The following is a 13,336-nucleotide window of genomic DNA, read 5'->3' as shown; positions in this document are numbered from 1 at the left end:
TGCCCCGGCGCGTGCCGGGGCGGGCGATCACACCGTCATGCCCTGCAGCAGCTTGGGCACCTCGCCGCTTTCGCCGCGCGCCTCGGCCATGAAGCGATCCTTGAGCATCGGCAGCTTCTGCACCGCCGACAGCCCGAAGCGCCGCGCGGCATTGGCCGTCTTGCCGGGAATGCCGAACAGGCGCTGCAGGCCATCGGTGGCGATCGACACCATCAGCGTGTCGAGACTGCGCCAACGCTGGTAGCGCGCGAGCAAGGCCGGATCGCCGAGATCGAGCCCCAGGCGCTTGCCCTCGACCAGCACCTCGACCAGCGTGGCGACATCGCGGAAGCCGGTATTGACACCCTGCCCGGCAATCGGGTGGATGCCATGCGCCGCGTCGCCAACCAGCGCGAGGCGGTTGGAGACGATCTGCGCGGCGTGGTGGAAGCCGAGCGGGTAGCTCGAGCGGCCGCCGAGCGGCCCGAGCTTGCCGAGGAACCCGCCCATCTTCTTTTCCGCTTCGGCCAGGAAACCGCGCTCGGACAGTTTGAGCATGCCCGGTGCCTCGGCGCGGCTGACCGACCAGACGATCGCCGAGCGGTGGCCAGCGGCATCATCGTTGAGCGGCAGGATGGCGAACGGGCCTTGAGGGTAGAAGATCTCGAACGCGATATTCTCATGCGAATGTTCGTGATGCAGCGAGGTGACGATCGCGGCGTGATCATATTGCCAGCGCGCCGTGCGGATGCCGGCGGCGTCGCGCGTCGGCGAATTGCGGCCCTCGGCGGCGATCAGCAACGGCGCGGTGATCGTCGCGCCCGAATCGAGCGTGACGGTGACGCCGTGCTCACCACGCGTGACCGACACGGCGCGGGTCTGCATGCGCAGATCGACGTTGGGCGCGGCCACCGCCGCTTCGTAGAGGGCCCCGCGCAACAGGCGATTCTCGAACATATGGCCGAGTGCGCCGTCATCCGCGCTCGGCTCGAAATCGAGCGCGCCGGGCTCCAGCCCGTCGCTGACGCGGATACCGGCGATCGGGCAGCCCTGCCCGGCCAGCCGATCGACCACGCCGAGCGCGGTCAGCATGCGATAGGGCGCGCTGGCGATGGCCGAGGCGCGACCATCGAATCCCGCCGCCAGGATCACTGCCGGATCGGCGATATCGATGACGATCGCGCTCAGATGATGCGCGTCGAGCGCGACGGCCAGCGCACTGCCGACCAGTCCGCCGCCGATGATGATCACGTCTGCTTTGTCCATGCCGTAACCGTAGCGCCCCGCCCCGCCGCTGCCAATGCGCCGGTCGACAAGAAGATTCGTGCGAGCCCCTCTTCTGGCTTCCGTTAACCGAGCCGCGACGCAGCGACTGCCGATTGCTTGACGCAAGACTCGCGAAGCGCGATTACCAGAACAGACAGCGGACAGACGGGGACGAGACATGGCGAGCCGGGCTCGACCCGCGCTTTGGCGCGAAACGTTGAAGGCCGGGGCGGTGCGCAGCAGCGCGCTGCTCGGCGCGCTCGCCTTGTTCACCGCGACGCTGGCGATGGTCATCGCGCTGGCCAGCTATCATCCGGGCGACCCCTCGCTCAACACCGCCTCGGGCGGGCCGGCGGAGAACTGGCTGGGCACGCCCGGGGCATGGTTCGCCGATCTGGTGTTCGCGGTGTTCGGCCCGGCGGTGATCCTGCTGCTGCCGATCGCGCCGATCCTCGCCACGCGGTTGTGGCGCGATGCACCGGTCGGGCGCTGGGGCCGGATGCTGGTGCTGGCGTGCCTTGGCGCGGTACTGATCGGCACTGCGCTGACCTTTATCTCGGCTTCCTCGGTGCTCGCCTTGCCGGCGGGCTGGGGCGGCGTGCTCGGGCTGGCGCTGGCCGATGGCTTGCGCTGGATCATCGCTTTTATTGGCGACCCCACCGCAGTGACCTGGACCGAGCGCGGTGTCGGCCTCGTGGCGGGCGTTGCCGGCGCGGCGATCTGGGCGCGCGCGCTGCAGATCGGCTTTTCCGCACGCAGTCTGCCGCGGCTGCCGCAATTCCGCGTCGATCGCCCGATTTCCGAGCAGGATGTGCTGGTCGCTGCGCCCGTGCGCAGCAAGGCCGCGCCCGAGCCGCGCGCGGTGGCGCTGCCCGATGCGCGCCCCGGCCCGGTGATCGCCGATCGCTCGCTCGCGCCGTCGCTCGCCAAACCGCGCGTGGCGCAGGAACGGCTCGATCTGCGCGACAATAATTATCAATTGCCCGATCTCGACTTGCTCAAGCCCGCGCCGCCGTCTGCCGGCAATGTCATCGACAAGGCCGCGCTGGAGCGCAACGCGCGGCTGCTCGAATCGGTGCTGGACGATTTTCACGTGAAAGGCTCGATCGTCGAGGTCCGCCCCGGCCCGGTCGTCACGATGTACGAGCTGGAACCGGCCAGCGGCATCAAGGCCAGCCGCGTGATCCAGCTGGCCGACGATATCGCGCGCAACATGAGCGCGATCTCCGCGCGCGTCGCGACCATCCCCGGGCGCACCGTGATCGGCATCGAACTGCCCAACGCGCGGCGCGAGATGGTCGGCCTGCACGAACTGATCGGCTCGCAGAGCTTTGAGGATCAGTCCGCCTCGCTGCCGCTGGTGTTGGGCAAGAACATCGCCGGCGATCCGGTGATCGCCGATCTGGCACCGATGCCGCATCTGCTCGTCGCCGGCACGACCGGCTCGGGCAAATCCGTCGGGCTCAACTGCATGATCCTGTCGCTGCTCTATCGGCTGACGCCGGAGCAGTGCCGCATGATCATGATCGATCCCAAGATGCTCGAACTCAGCATGTACGAAGACATCCCGCATCTGCTCTCCCCCGTCGTCACCGATCCCAACAAGGCGGTGCGCGCGCTCAAATGGGCGGTGGAGCAGATGGAGGACCGCTATCGGCAGATGTCCTCGGTCGGTGTGCGTAGCCTGGCCAGTTTCAACGAGAAGGTGCGCGCGGCCAAGGCCAAGGGCCAGCCGCTCGGGCGCAAGGTGCAGTGCGGCTATTCCGAAACCGGCCAGCCGATCTACGAGGAAGAGCAGCTCGATTATAACCCGCTGCCGCAGATCGTGGTGATCGTCGACGAGCTCGCCGATCTGATGATGACGGCGGGCAAGGAAGTCGAATTCCTCATCCAGCGGCTGGCGCAGAAAGCGCGCGCGGCGGGCATCCACCTGATCATGGCGACGCAGCGCCCGTCGGTCGACGTCATCACCGGCGTGATCAAGGCCAATCTGCCGACGCGGATCAGCTTCCACGTGACCTCCAAGATCGATTCGCGCACCATTCTGGGCGAACAGGGCGCCGAACAGCTGCTCGGCAAGGGCGACATGCTGTACATGCCCGGCGGCCGCGGCGTGGTGCGCGTGCATGGGCCGTTCGTCACCGATGACGAGGTGCGTGCGGTGGCCGATCACTGGCGCGCGCAGGGCCAGCCCGATTACATCCAGTCGGTCACCGAGGAGCCCGAAGAAAGCTTCGCGCTGGATGGCGCGCCGGAAGGCGAGGACACCGCCGAGGACCAGCAATATCGCAGCGCGATTCAGCTGGTGGTGGAAAGCCAGAAGGCGTCCACCTCCTGGCTGCAGCGCCAGCTGCGCGTCGGCTACAATTCCGCCGCGCGGCTGATCGAGCGGATGGAGAAAGACGGCATCGTCGGCAGCCCCGATCATGTCGGCCGCCGCGAGGTGCTGCGCGACCGCGAGGGGAACCCGCTGTAACCCGATCGGTTCACAGCGGGTTCAACGCGCGCACCGCATAGCGCTTGCCAGCTTCCAGGAGAATTTCGTGAACTATCGTTTTCTTACCGCGCTCGCGCTGACTCCGGCGCTGATCGCCGCCGCGCCGGGCGATCTCGGGCTGGTGCAGACACATCTACAGGCGGTGCAGAGCATGACCGCGAATTTCACGCAGACCGATCGCACCGGCAAGGTGCTGACCGGCGTGCTGACACTGAAGAAGCCCGGCAAGATTCGCTTTCAGTATGAAAAGGGCGTGCCGATCCTGATTGTCGGCGACGGCAAGGCGCTGTGGTTCCTCGATTATTCGGTCGGGCAGAAGCAGCGTTGGCCAATCGGCAATTCACCGCTTGGCGTGTTGCTCAATCCCACGCGCGACATCAGCCAGATCGCGCGCGTGATTCCGGGCGGCGATCCGCGGATCATCTCGGTCGAGGCCAATGATCCCAAACATCCCGAATATGGCCGCATCACGCTGATCTTCGCGCGCACCGCCAGCGCGCCGGGCGGGCTGATGCTGCAGGGCTGGGTGGCGCTCGACGCGCAAAACAACCGCACCTCGATCCGGCTCGGCAATCAGCGCTTCAATGCGCCGGTCAGCGACAGTACGTTCCGTTTCAACGATCCACAGCGCAAATCCGCCGCTCGCTGAACATCCATTCATACTGGCGACAGGTTCGTCTCGGTAGAGATGGCCTTGCGGATGTGGGTCGGTCCGGGATTTTTCCCCCTGTTGCTCGGATCGGTTCATTTCCCGCCTGCGTGACGAACGCTAGGTCGGCCCTCGCTCCATGCCCCCGGAGCGGGGGCCTTTTCGTTCTTGCGCCGGTCGGCGCGGGCGGACGGCTGCCGCACTGGCGTTCGCCCGGGTGCGTGGCTACATGCCGGGCATGACGGACACGCTTAAGATCGTTTCGTGGAATATCAATTCGGTGCGCTTTCGGCTCGAGATCGTCGAGCGCTTCCTTCGCGACGCGCAGCCCGATGTGCTCTGCCTGCAGGAAACCAAGGTCGTCGATGGTGACTTCCCCACCGCGGCGTTCCGCGCTTTGGGCTATGATCAGGTCATCCTGCACGGGCAGAAGATGCACCACGGTGTCGCGACCATCTCGCGTATCCCGGTGATCGAGGACGATCGCTACGATTGGCAGGCCAATATGGAAGCGCGGCATGTCGGTGTGCGGCTGCCCAATGGCGTGCGGCTCGACAATGTCTATGTGCCCGCCGGCGGCGACGTGCCCGATCGCGCGGTGAACGCGAAATTCGGCCAGAAGCTCGATTTCGTCGAGCGCATGACGCGCTGGTCGGCCGAGCTTGCCACGCCGACGATCCTGACCGGCGATTTCAACATCGCGCCGCTCGAATCCGACGTGTGGAGCCACAAGCAATTGCTCAATACGGTGAGCCATACCGCAATCGAGATCGAGGCGCTGAACGCGTTGCAGACGTCCAACAGCTGGGTCGATCTGGGGCGGCATTTCCATCCCGCCCCGGCGCGGCTGCATACCTGGTGGAGCTACCGTTCGCCCGATTTCACCGCCAATGATCGCGGGCGCCGGCTTGATCATATGTGGGCCACTGCCGATGTTGCCGCCACCGCCACCGCGCACACCATTTTCGAGGATTGCCGTTCGTGGCTCAAACCCTCCGATCATATCCCGATCATGACCGAGTTCCGGGTGTGAGCGACGCACGCCAGACCGCGCTGGCGATCGATGCGCTGCGCCGCGGCTGGCCGGTGGCGCTGACGGGCGCGGATGGCGCGCTGGCATTGCTGCCGATCGAAACCGCCGATCCGGTGCGGCTCGCCGCATTCGACCCCGCCGGAAGCGCCGCGGTGCTATTATCGGCCGGCCGCGCTTTGACGCTGAAACTGGCCAATCAGCTGGCCGCCGCGGTGCCGGATTCACCCGTGCTGGTCGAGCGCGCGCCGTGGCTCGATTTCGCCGCAGCCACTGCGCTGGCCGATCCGCAGCTCGATCTGCAGACCCCGCTCAAGGGCCCGTTCCGCGCCATCCCGCTTGCCGAAACCGACGCGGGAGCCGCCGCGCTGCGGCTGGCGCGGATCGGCGGCGTGCTGCCCGCTTTCTTCGTCCTTCCTGGTGGCCGCGCCGATCTGACGCTGTCGGTCGGCGATATCGGCGCGCATGAGGATGCCGAGCGGCTGGCCATCGCGACGCGCGCGCGGCTGCCGGTGCACGGCGCCGAGGATGCGGAGATCGTCGCCTTCCGCACGCCGGAAATGCCCGGCGAACATATCGCCTTGCTGATCGGCGCGCCCAACGGCCGGCCGCCTTTGGTCCGGTTGCACAGCGAATGCCTGACCGGCGACGTGCTGGGCAGCCTCAAATGCGATTGCGGGCCGCAGCTGGATGCGGCGATCGCCGCGATCCAGGCGAGCGGCTGGGGCATCCTGCTTTATCTGCGGCAGGAAGGGCGCGGCATCGGGCTGATCAACAAATTGCGCGCTTATGCGCTGCAGGATCAGGGCTTCGATACGGTGGACGCCAATACCAGGCTGGGGTTCGCGGTCGATTCGCGCAATTTCCGCGTTGCTGCGCGGATGCTGATGCTGCTCGCGCAACCCAGGGTGCGGCTGCTGACCAACAATCCCGAAAAGGTCGCGCAGTTGGCGGCGGCGGGGATCGATGTGGTCGAACGCGTGCCGCATTTCCTCCCCGCCAATCCGCATAATGAACGCTATCTCGCCACCAAGCGCGATCGCACCGGGCATCAGCTCTGACCATGGCCGTGCCCAAGCCCAAGCCTGCGCTGCGCCCGCTGATCGTGGTGTTCGGCGCGGCGGTGCGCGCCGACGGCCGGCCCAGCCCCTCGCTGCGTCGCCGGATCGATTATGCCGCCGGCGCCGCGGCGCGTTTTCCCGACGCCGATCTGTTCTGTTCGGGCGCGGCGGGGCGCGAGGGGCCGTCCGAAGCATCGGTGATGGCGGGCATCCTGGCCGAGCATATCGATCCCGCGCGGCTGCATCTCGATGAGGCGAGCACCGACACGCTGACCTCGGTGCGCGCCGCCGCGGCCTATTTTCGCGCGCGGGGCTACGACCAGTGCCTGACCTGCACCGATCGCTATCACCAGGCGCGGATTCGCATGCTGTTCGCCTTTTACGGCATCCATGCCCGACCGATCATGTTCTACCGCGACGAGGTGCGCACCCCATCGTGGTGGCGGATGCGGGTGCGCGAAGGCGCCGCCCTGCCCTATGACTTTGTCGCCGGGCTGGGCGCGCGGGCGCGGGATCTGCTGCGCCGGCGTTAGGCGATCAGCGCGCGGACCTGATCGAAATCGTGCGCGATGGCATCGACGCCGATCGTGCGTAGCCGATCGACATGCGCCGGCGCGCAATGCGTCCCCGCGCACAGCCCGATGACGAACGCGCCCGAGGCGACTGCCCCGGTCGCGCCGACCGCCGAATCCTCCAGGATCACGCAATCGGCAATATCCACGCCGATCGCCTTGGCGGCATGCCAATAGACATCGGGCGCGGGCTTGCCGCGTTCGACATGCTCGTGGCCGCTGAAGATGTGGGGCGCGAAGGCATCGAGCAGCCCGAGATGCGCCAGATGCGTGCGGATCCAGTGCGTCGAGCTCGACGAAGCGATGGCGCGCGGCACATCGGCGGGCAGGTCGCGGACGAACTCGACCGCGCCGATCACGGCATCGATCCCGTCGCGCAGCACGCGGTCATTCTCGATCTGCCGCGCGGCATGGAAATCGTGCGGCAGCGGGCGGCCGATCAAGCGTTCCACCGTCTCGATAAAGGCGCTGCCCGACAGGCCCATGAAATTGGCCATCGATTGTTCCGGCGTGATCGGATGGCCGATTCCGCTGAGATAATCGGCAAGCTGGACATTGCCGACATATTCGCTTTCCAGCAGCACGCCGTCGAAATCGAAGATGATTCCGGCGAACTTCATGCCCGCGCGCCGAACAGGGCGGTGCCGACGCGCACATAAGTCGCGCCGATCGTCACCGCGGTCTCGTAATCGCTCGACATGCCCATGCTGAGCCCGGTCAGATCATGATCGCGCGCCAGCTTGGCGAGCAGCGCGAAATAGGGCGCCGGCTCGGTATCGGCGGGCGGGATCGCCATCAGCCCGGCGACCGGCAGGCCCGCCGCGCGCGCCGCGGCGAGCAATGCGGGCAGATCGGCGATCGCGCAGCCGCCTTTCTGCGGCTCGTTGCCGATATTGACCTGCACGAAGCAGGGCGGGCGCTTGTTCAGCTTGGTCATTGCCGCGCCGAGCGCGGTGACCAGCGAGGGGCGATCGACCACATGGATGACATCGAACAATGCCACCGCATCCTCGGCCTTGTTCGATTGCAGCTGCCCGATCAGATGCAGCACGGTATCGGGATAGGTCTCGCGCAGCGCGGGCCACTTGCCCTGCGCCTCCTGCACGCGATTCTCGCCGAAATGGCGTTGGCCGACCTCCAACAAGGGCAGGATCGCCGCCGGTTCCTGCGTCTTGGAGACGGCGATCAGCGTGACGTCGCCGGGTTCGCGTTGCGCCAGCGTGGCGGCGCGGGCGATCGATTGCTGGACGGCGGCGAGCGGGGTTGCGGCATCGTGTATGGGCATCGGCGCTGCTATAGGCAGCGTCGTGCCGCGCCGCCACCGCAACTTGCCCACGCAGTGGCTGATGACCGACGAGCGGCTCGGCGAGGATCTATGGCGCGCGCTGGACGCGCTGCCGCGCGGGGCCGGGGTGATCTTCCGCCATTATGCGACGCCGCCCGCCGAACGCCGTGCGCTGTTCGCCCAAGTGGCCAAGGTAGCGCGGTGCAACGGGCTGGTGCTGGTGCGCGCGGGGGCGGCGCGGCTGGGGCGAGCCGATGGCGTTCACGGCGCGGGGCGACGGCGCGCAGGCGAGCTACGCACCTGGCCCGCGCATACGCGCCGCGAGACGCTGGCCGGGGTCAAGGCCGGCGCCGATCTGCTGTTCGTGTCACCGCTGTTTGCCACACGCTCGCATCCGGGCGGCAAGACGCTCAGCCGGGCCGCCGCCGCCGCGATGCTGCGCGGACTGCCCGTTCCAGCGATCGCGCTCGGCGGGATGACCGCGCGACGCTTCAGAACCTTACGAGGATTTTACGGCTGGGCGGCAATCGATGCGTGGATCGCGCGCACGGATTAGAAGCGGAACGCCGTGCCCACATAGACGGCCTGGCTATCCAGGCGATCATCCTTGAGCCGCTCGATCCGGTCGCGCTCCGATTTGTAACGCAGCCCGGCAGTGACGTCGAAGTTACGCGTCAGCGAATAGGAGCCGCCAACATCGAGCGCGTAGCTGGGCGCTTCCTCGACCAGCTTGGGCGTGCCGCCCAGCGGACGATCGGCAATCGCCTTCACGCGCGTGCTGAAGCGCTTGCCGGTATAGCTGACCCCGACATCCACCGTCTCGCGGCTGCCCGGCAGGCCGGCAAGATCGACGCGGGCGACATCGCTTGATACGGCAAAGCGCTTCCATCCGACCGCGGCGCCCAGATTATAGGCGATCGGCGCCAGGCTGACCGAAGGTGCGGCGACCAGGCTGCGATCGGCATAGCGCGCGCCTTGAGTCGAGCGCGCGCGCACCGCCACGGTGACGGCGCGATTGCCGCTGCGACGTGATTCGGAGGGCGTGAAACGGAACCCGCTGGTTTCTATCCCGCCGCGTGAGAACAAGGCGGCAAGCCGCGGATCGGCCGAAGCAGGCGTGAAGGAGCCGATGCCGCGAGCGATAAAGCCACGCTTTTCCGCCACATTCGTGGCATCCGGTGCGCCGATCGCGGGCGCGACGAAGATTGCGGCGGCCAACAGCCCCCCCAACCCCAATCCTGCCATCAAGCGACCTGCGATCACGTCCATACCCCTTAGCCGGCACTTTATCGTGCCGACGCCCATAACGCGGCTATAGCGGATATATCCCCACGCTCTACCGCCTGGAATCACTTTATGTCGGAGTGTTGCATCAGACCCACAGGTGGCCAGCCTTGCGGCAGACGCGAGACCATCTATAGATGCGCGTCCATGCATCCCTTCACGCCCAGGAAATCGCCGATGATCCGCCTTCCGGCTCCCAAATTGGCCTTCGCCATGCTGGCGCTCGCGCTGCCGCTCGCCGCTTGCGGTGGGGGCAAGGAACGCCCCAAGGCGGATCTCGCCGCCTCCAAGATCACCACGATCGGCGTGAATTCCTATCTGTGGCGCGCCAGCCTCGATACGCTGAGCTTCATGCCGCTGGTGCAGACCGATTCGAATGGCGGCGTGATCGTCACCGATTGGTATATCAATCCCGCTGCGCCGACCGAGCGTGTCAAGGTGACGGTGATGATCCTCGATCAGGATCTGCGCGCCGATGGCCTGCGCGTCTCGGCGCTGCGTGAAGTCAATCAGGGCGGCCAGTGGGTCGCCGCGCCGGTCAAGGCCGCCACCGTCCAGAAACTCGAAGATGCGATCCTGACCCGTGCGCGCGATCTGCGCCGCGGTTCCGTCGCCGGATAACGAAAGAACACGATGATGGCGTCGCGCTTCAATGCGCTGAAGGCGGACGCAAGCTGGCAGAAGGTGTGGGATGATGCCCGCACGTTCGCCGCGCGCGACGACAGCCCCAAGCCCCGTTCCTATGTGCTCGAGATGTTTCCGTACCCCTCGGGGCGGATCCATATGGGGCACGTGCGCAATTACACGATGGGCGATGTGCTGGCGCGCTATCGCCGCATGATCGGGCACGAAGTGCTCCACCCGATGGGGTGGGATGCGTTCGGCATGCCGGCCGAGAATGCCGCGATGGAAAAAGGCGTCCATCCCGGCGCCTGGACCCGCGCCAACATCGCCACGATGAAGGCGCAGCTCAAGCGGCTGGGCTTCGCGCTCGATTGGACGCGCGAACTGGCGACGTGCGAACCGGACTATTACGGCCACGAACAGGCGCTGTTCCTCGATCTGTTCAAAGCCGGGTTGGTCTATCGCAAGGAATCGGCGGTCAACTGGGATCCGGTCGACATGACCGTGCTGGCCAACGAACAGGTTATCGACGGGCGCGGCTGGCGCTCGGGCGCGCTGGTCGAGCGGCGCAAGCTCAGCCAGTGGTTCCTCAAGATCACCGATTTTGCCGACGAACTGCTCGATGGGCTGGGCGCGCTCGAGCATTGGCCGGACAAGGTCAAGCTGATGCAGGAAAACTGGATCGGCCGCAGCCAGGGGCTGACCTTTTCGTTCAAACTCTCCGATGGCGACAAGGTGGATGTGTTCACCACACGGCCCGACACGATGTTCGGCTCGGCCTTCGTCGCGGTTGCCGCGGATCATCCGATCGCGCGCGCGCTGGCCGAGCGCAACGCCGACGCTGCGGCGTTCATCGACTTGTGCAAGCGCGGCGGCACCACCGCGGCCGAGCTGGAAACGCAGGAGAAGCTCGGCTTCGATACCGGCATCACCGCCACGCATCCGCTCGATCCGGCCTGGCAGCTGCCCGTCTACATCGCCAATTTCGTGCTGATGGAATATGGCACCGGCGCGGTGTTCGGCGTGCCCGCGCACGACCAGCGCGATCTCGATTTCGCACGCAAATATGGCCTGCCGGTCAAGCGCGTCGTGTCGGACGGCGCGATCGAGGACCCGGTGTTCGTCGGCAACGAGGCCTATGGCGGCCCCGGCACGCTGGTCAATTCGCACTTTCTCGACGGCATGGATATCGAGGATGCCAAGCGCACGGTGATCGAACGCGCCGAGGGCGAAGGCTGGGGCACTGGCTCCACCGTGTTCCGGCTGCGCGATTGGGGCGTCAGCCGCCAGCGGTATTGGGGCACGCCGATCCCGATCATCCATTGCGACGCCTGCGGCGTCGTGCCGGTGCCGCGTGAGCAATTGCCGGTCGTGCTGCCCGAGGATGTCAGCTTCGACGTGCCGGGCAACCCGCTCGATCGCCATACCGAATGGAACCAGGTCGCGTGCCCGTCGTGCGGCGGCGCGGCGCGGCGCGAAACCGACACGCTCGACACGTTCGTCAATTCCTCCTGGTATTTCATCCGCTTCGCCAGCCAACCCGAAGACAAGCCGTTCGATCGCGTGGCGGCCGAGCAGTGGCTGCCGGTCGGCCAATATATCGGCGGCGTCGAGCATGCCATTCTGCACTTGCTCTACGCCCGTTTTTGGACGCGGGCGCTGAAGCATATCGGGCAGCTCGACGTGGCCGAGCCGTTCGCCGGGCTGTTCACGCAAGGCATGGTGACGCACGAGACGTACAGCCGGACGATCGAAACGCTCGGCACCGACGGCGTCGATGTGATCCACAAGCCGCTCTGGCTTGGCCCAGACGATATCGAGCGGCGCGGCGGTGGCGTGTTCGAGATCGCCACTGGCGACGCGGTGACGATCGGGCGCGTCGAGAAGATGTCCAAATCCAAGAAGAACACGGTCGATCCCGAACCGATCGTCGATCAATATGGTGCGGACGCGGTGCGCTGGTTCATGCTCTCCGACAGCCCGCCCGAGCGCGATCTGCCGTGGAGCGAGAGCGGCATCGAGGGATCGTGGCGCTTCATCCAGCGCTTGTGGCGCCTGTTCGATGGGGCTTCCGAAGGCGGCGACAGTGACGCGCGCGATACGGCGCTGGACCGCAAGCTGCACCAGACGATCGCCGGCATCGCGCTGGATATCGAGGCGCTCGGCTTCAACAAGGCCGTCGCCAAGCTCTACGCCCTCGTCAACGAGATCGAGCGCGCCAAACCGTCCGCCTCGCGCAGCGCCGCAATCGCCACGCTGATGCGGCTGGTCGCGCCGATGGCGCCGCATATCGCGGAAGAAGCCTGGGCCGCCGCGGGGCATGACGGGCTGATCGCCGACGCGCCCTGGCCCGCGGTCGATCCCGCGCTGCTGGTGGAAGACGAGGTGACGATCGCGCTGCAGGTCAACGGCAAGCTGCGCGATACCGTAACAGTCGCCAAGGGCACGCCCAAGGACGTGATCGAGGCGCTCGCGCTGGCCAACCCCAACGTGCAACGCAGCATTGGCGATACCAGCCCGAAAAAGATCATCGTCGTGCCCGATCGTCTGGTAAACGTCGTCGCATGAAGCCGATCCTCGCCCCTGCCCTCGTCCCCGCCCTCGCCCTTGCCGCTTTTGGTCTGATGCTTGCCGGCTGCGGGCTGCAACCGCTCTATACAGGCGGCGGCGCGGGAGTCGTTGCCACCACGCTGACGCAGGTCGAGGTCGCGCCGATCCAGGGCAAGTCCGGCTGGCTGATGTCGACCGCGCTCAGCGATCGGCTGCAGGCGGGGAAGACCACGCCGCTCTACCGGCTCGAAGTGCGGCTCGATGATCGCATCTCCGGCCTCGGCGTGCGGCGCGACAACAGCGTGGCGCGTGAACGCCGCACGCTGCGCGCGCGTTATCAGCTGATCGATCTCGCCAATGGCACGGTGCTGCTCGATGCGACCGCCGGCTCGGACGCGGGGATCGACGCGGTCGGCTCCGAATATGCCACGATCGCGGCGGAAAATACCGCGCTCGAGCGGCTGTCGGGCATCGTCGCGGATCAGATCGTGTCGCGCGTCGCGCTCTATGTGCGGCGGACCGCGCCCAAGGCGCCATAA

The 13,336-nt window shown here is 66.8% G+C and carries 13 protein-coding genes; 9 read left to right on the top strand and 4 right to left on the bottom strand.

Annotated elements, in window-relative coordinates; all coding sequences use genetic code 11:
• Nucleotides 1-27 precede the first annotated feature (27 nt).
• Nucleotides 28-1,245, bottom strand: coding sequence for a UbiH/UbiF/VisC/COQ6 family ubiquinone biosynthesis hydroxylase (locus ABC969_RS14905; protein ID WP_345865950.1), 1,218 nt, complete (start codon nt 1,243-1,245; stop codon nt 28-30).
• A 178-nt stretch (nt 1,246-1,423) separates the two neighbouring features.
• On the opposite strand from ABC969_RS14905, the gene ABC969_RS14900 reads away from it, so the two are divergent.
• The 5 genes from ABC969_RS14900 to ABC969_RS14880 all read left to right on the top strand — a co-directional run bounded on the left by ABC969_RS14900 (nt 1,424) and on the right by ABC969_RS14880 (nt 7,015).
• Nucleotides 1,424-3,721 (top strand): DNA translocase FtsK, encoded by a 2,298-nt coding sequence (locus ABC969_RS14900; RefSeq protein ID WP_345865949.1) that lies wholly within the window; start codon nt 1,424-1,426, stop codon nt 3,719-3,721.
• A gap of 67 nt (nt 3,722-3,788) precedes the next feature.
• A complete protein-coding gene (locus ABC969_RS14895) occupies nt 3,789-4,391 on the top strand; it encodes a LolA family protein (RefSeq protein ID WP_345865948.1) in 603 nt (200 codons plus the stop codon).
• 238 nt (nt 4,392-4,629) lie between these two features.
• Nucleotides 4,630-5,424, top strand: a complete 795-nt coding sequence (locus tag ABC969_RS14890; protein WP_345865947.1) for an exodeoxyribonuclease III — start codon at nt 4,630-4,632, stop codon at nt 5,422-5,424.
• The gene (ribA, locus tag ABC969_RS14885; protein ID WP_345865946.1) at nt 5,421-6,482 is read left to right on the top strand and encodes a GTP cyclohydrolase II; all 1,062 of its coding nucleotides are present in this window, start codon (nt 5,421-5,423) and stop codon (nt 6,480-6,482) included. Before ABC969_RS14890 ends, ribA begins: the two co-directional genes overlap by 4 nt.
• Before the next feature lie 2 nt (nt 6,483-6,484).
• On the top strand, nt 6,485-7,015 hold the full coding sequence (locus ABC969_RS14880) for a YdcF family protein (protein WP_345865945.1): 531 nt from the start codon (nt 6,485-6,487) through the stop codon (nt 7,013-7,015).
• Here the strand turns inward: ABC969_RS14880 and ABC969_RS14875 are convergent.
• Nucleotides 7,012-7,674 carry an HAD family hydrolase gene (locus ABC969_RS14875; protein ID WP_345865944.1) on the bottom strand — a complete coding sequence of 221 codons (663 nt, stop codon included), beginning with the start codon at nt 7,672-7,674 and terminating at the stop codon, nt 7,012-7,014. The two genes, ABC969_RS14880 and ABC969_RS14875, sit on opposite strands and share 4 nt — an antisense overlap.
• A complete protein-coding gene (locus ABC969_RS14870; RefSeq protein WP_345865943.1) occupies nt 7,671-8,339 on the bottom strand; it encodes a YggS family pyridoxal phosphate-dependent enzyme in 669 nt (222 codons plus the stop codon). Before ABC969_RS14870 ends, ABC969_RS14875 begins: the two co-directional genes overlap by 4 nt.
• On the opposite strand from ABC969_RS14870, the gene ABC969_RS14865 reads away from it, so the two are divergent.
• Nucleotides 8,332-8,895, top strand: coding sequence for a thiamine phosphate synthase (locus ABC969_RS14865; protein WP_345865942.1), 564 nt, complete (start codon nt 8,332-8,334; stop codon nt 8,893-8,895). The genes ABC969_RS14870 and ABC969_RS14865 overlap by 8 nt on opposite strands.
• Here the strand turns inward: ABC969_RS14865 and ABC969_RS14860 are convergent.
• Complete coding sequence (locus ABC969_RS14860) at nt 8,892-9,557, bottom strand: hypothetical protein (protein ID WP_427916134.1); 666 nt, start codon at nt 9,555-9,557, stop codon at nt 8,892-8,894. The genes ABC969_RS14865 and ABC969_RS14860 overlap by 4 nt on opposite strands.
• Before the next feature lie 243 nt (nt 9,558-9,800).
• On the opposite strand from ABC969_RS14860, the gene ABC969_RS14855 reads away from it, so the two are divergent.
• From ABC969_RS14855 to lptE, 3 genes are read left to right on the top strand one after another with little or no spacing between them, the layout of a single operon-like run.
• Nucleotides 9,801-10,244, top strand: a complete 444-nt coding sequence (locus tag ABC969_RS14855) for a DUF3576 domain-containing protein (RefSeq protein ID WP_345865941.1) — start codon at nt 9,801-9,803, stop codon at nt 10,242-10,244.
• A 15-nt stretch (nt 10,245-10,259) separates the two neighbouring features.
• Nucleotides 10,260-12,815, top strand: coding sequence for a leucine--tRNA ligase (gene leuS / locus ABC969_RS14850; protein WP_345866080.1), 2,556 nt, complete (start codon nt 10,260-10,262; stop codon nt 12,813-12,815).
• Nucleotides 12,812-13,336: an LPS assembly lipoprotein LptE gene (gene lptE / locus ABC969_RS14845; RefSeq protein ID WP_345865940.1), complete on the top strand. Its 525-nt coding sequence runs from the start codon at nt 12,812-12,814 to the stop codon at nt 13,334-13,336. The genes leuS and lptE overlap by 4 nt, the downstream gene beginning before the upstream one ends.

It is taken from the genome of Sphingomonas qilianensis, from assembly GCF_039614825.1.
GTDB classification, from domain to species: Bacteria; Pseudomonadota; Alphaproteobacteria; order Sphingomonadales; family Sphingomonadaceae; genus Sphingomonas; species Sphingomonas qilianensis.
The sequence above is the reverse complement of the archived record's forward strand: the minus strand, read 5'-3'. Positions and strand labels throughout refer to the sequence as shown.

Excerpts from the sequence above, each read along its gene's own strand:
- ABC969_RS14905 (WP_345865950.1), bottom strand. The coding sequence starts at position 1,245 with ATGGACAAAGCAGACGTGATCATCATCGGCGGCGGACTGGTCGGCAGT.
- ABC969_RS14900 (WP_345865949.1), top strand. The coding sequence starts at position 1,424 with ATGGCGAGCCGGGCTCGACCCGCGCTTTGGCGCGAAACGTTGAAGGCC.
- ABC969_RS14890 (WP_345865947.1), top strand. The coding sequence starts at position 4,630 with ATGACGGACACGCTTAAGATCGTTTCGTGGAATATCAATTCGGTGCGC.
- ABC969_RS14880 (WP_345865945.1), top strand. The coding sequence starts at position 6,485 with ATGGCCGTGCCCAAGCCCAAGCCTGCGCTGCGCCCGCTGATCGTGGTG.
- ABC969_RS14875 (WP_345865944.1), bottom strand. The coding sequence starts at position 7,674 with ATGAAGTTCGCCGGAATCATCTTCGATTTCGACGGCGTGCTGCTGGAA.
- ABC969_RS14865 (WP_345865942.1), top strand. The coding sequence starts at position 8,332 with ATGGGCATCGGCGCTGCTATAGGCAGCGTCGTGCCGCGCCGCCACCGC.
- ABC969_RS14870 (WP_345865943.1), bottom strand. The coding sequence starts at position 8,339 with ATGCCCATACACGATGCCGCAACCCCGCTCGCCGCCGTCCAGCAATCG.
- ABC969_RS14855 (WP_345865941.1), top strand. The coding sequence starts at position 9,801 with ATGATCCGCCTTCCGGCTCCCAAATTGGCCTTCGCCATGCTGGCGCTC.
- leuS (WP_345866080.1), top strand. The coding sequence starts at position 10,260 with ATGGCGTCGCGCTTCAATGCGCTGAAGGCGGACGCAAGCTGGCAGAAG.
- lptE (WP_345865940.1), top strand. The coding sequence starts at position 12,812 with ATGAAGCCGATCCTCGCCCCTGCCCTCGTCCCCGCCCTCGCCCTTGCC.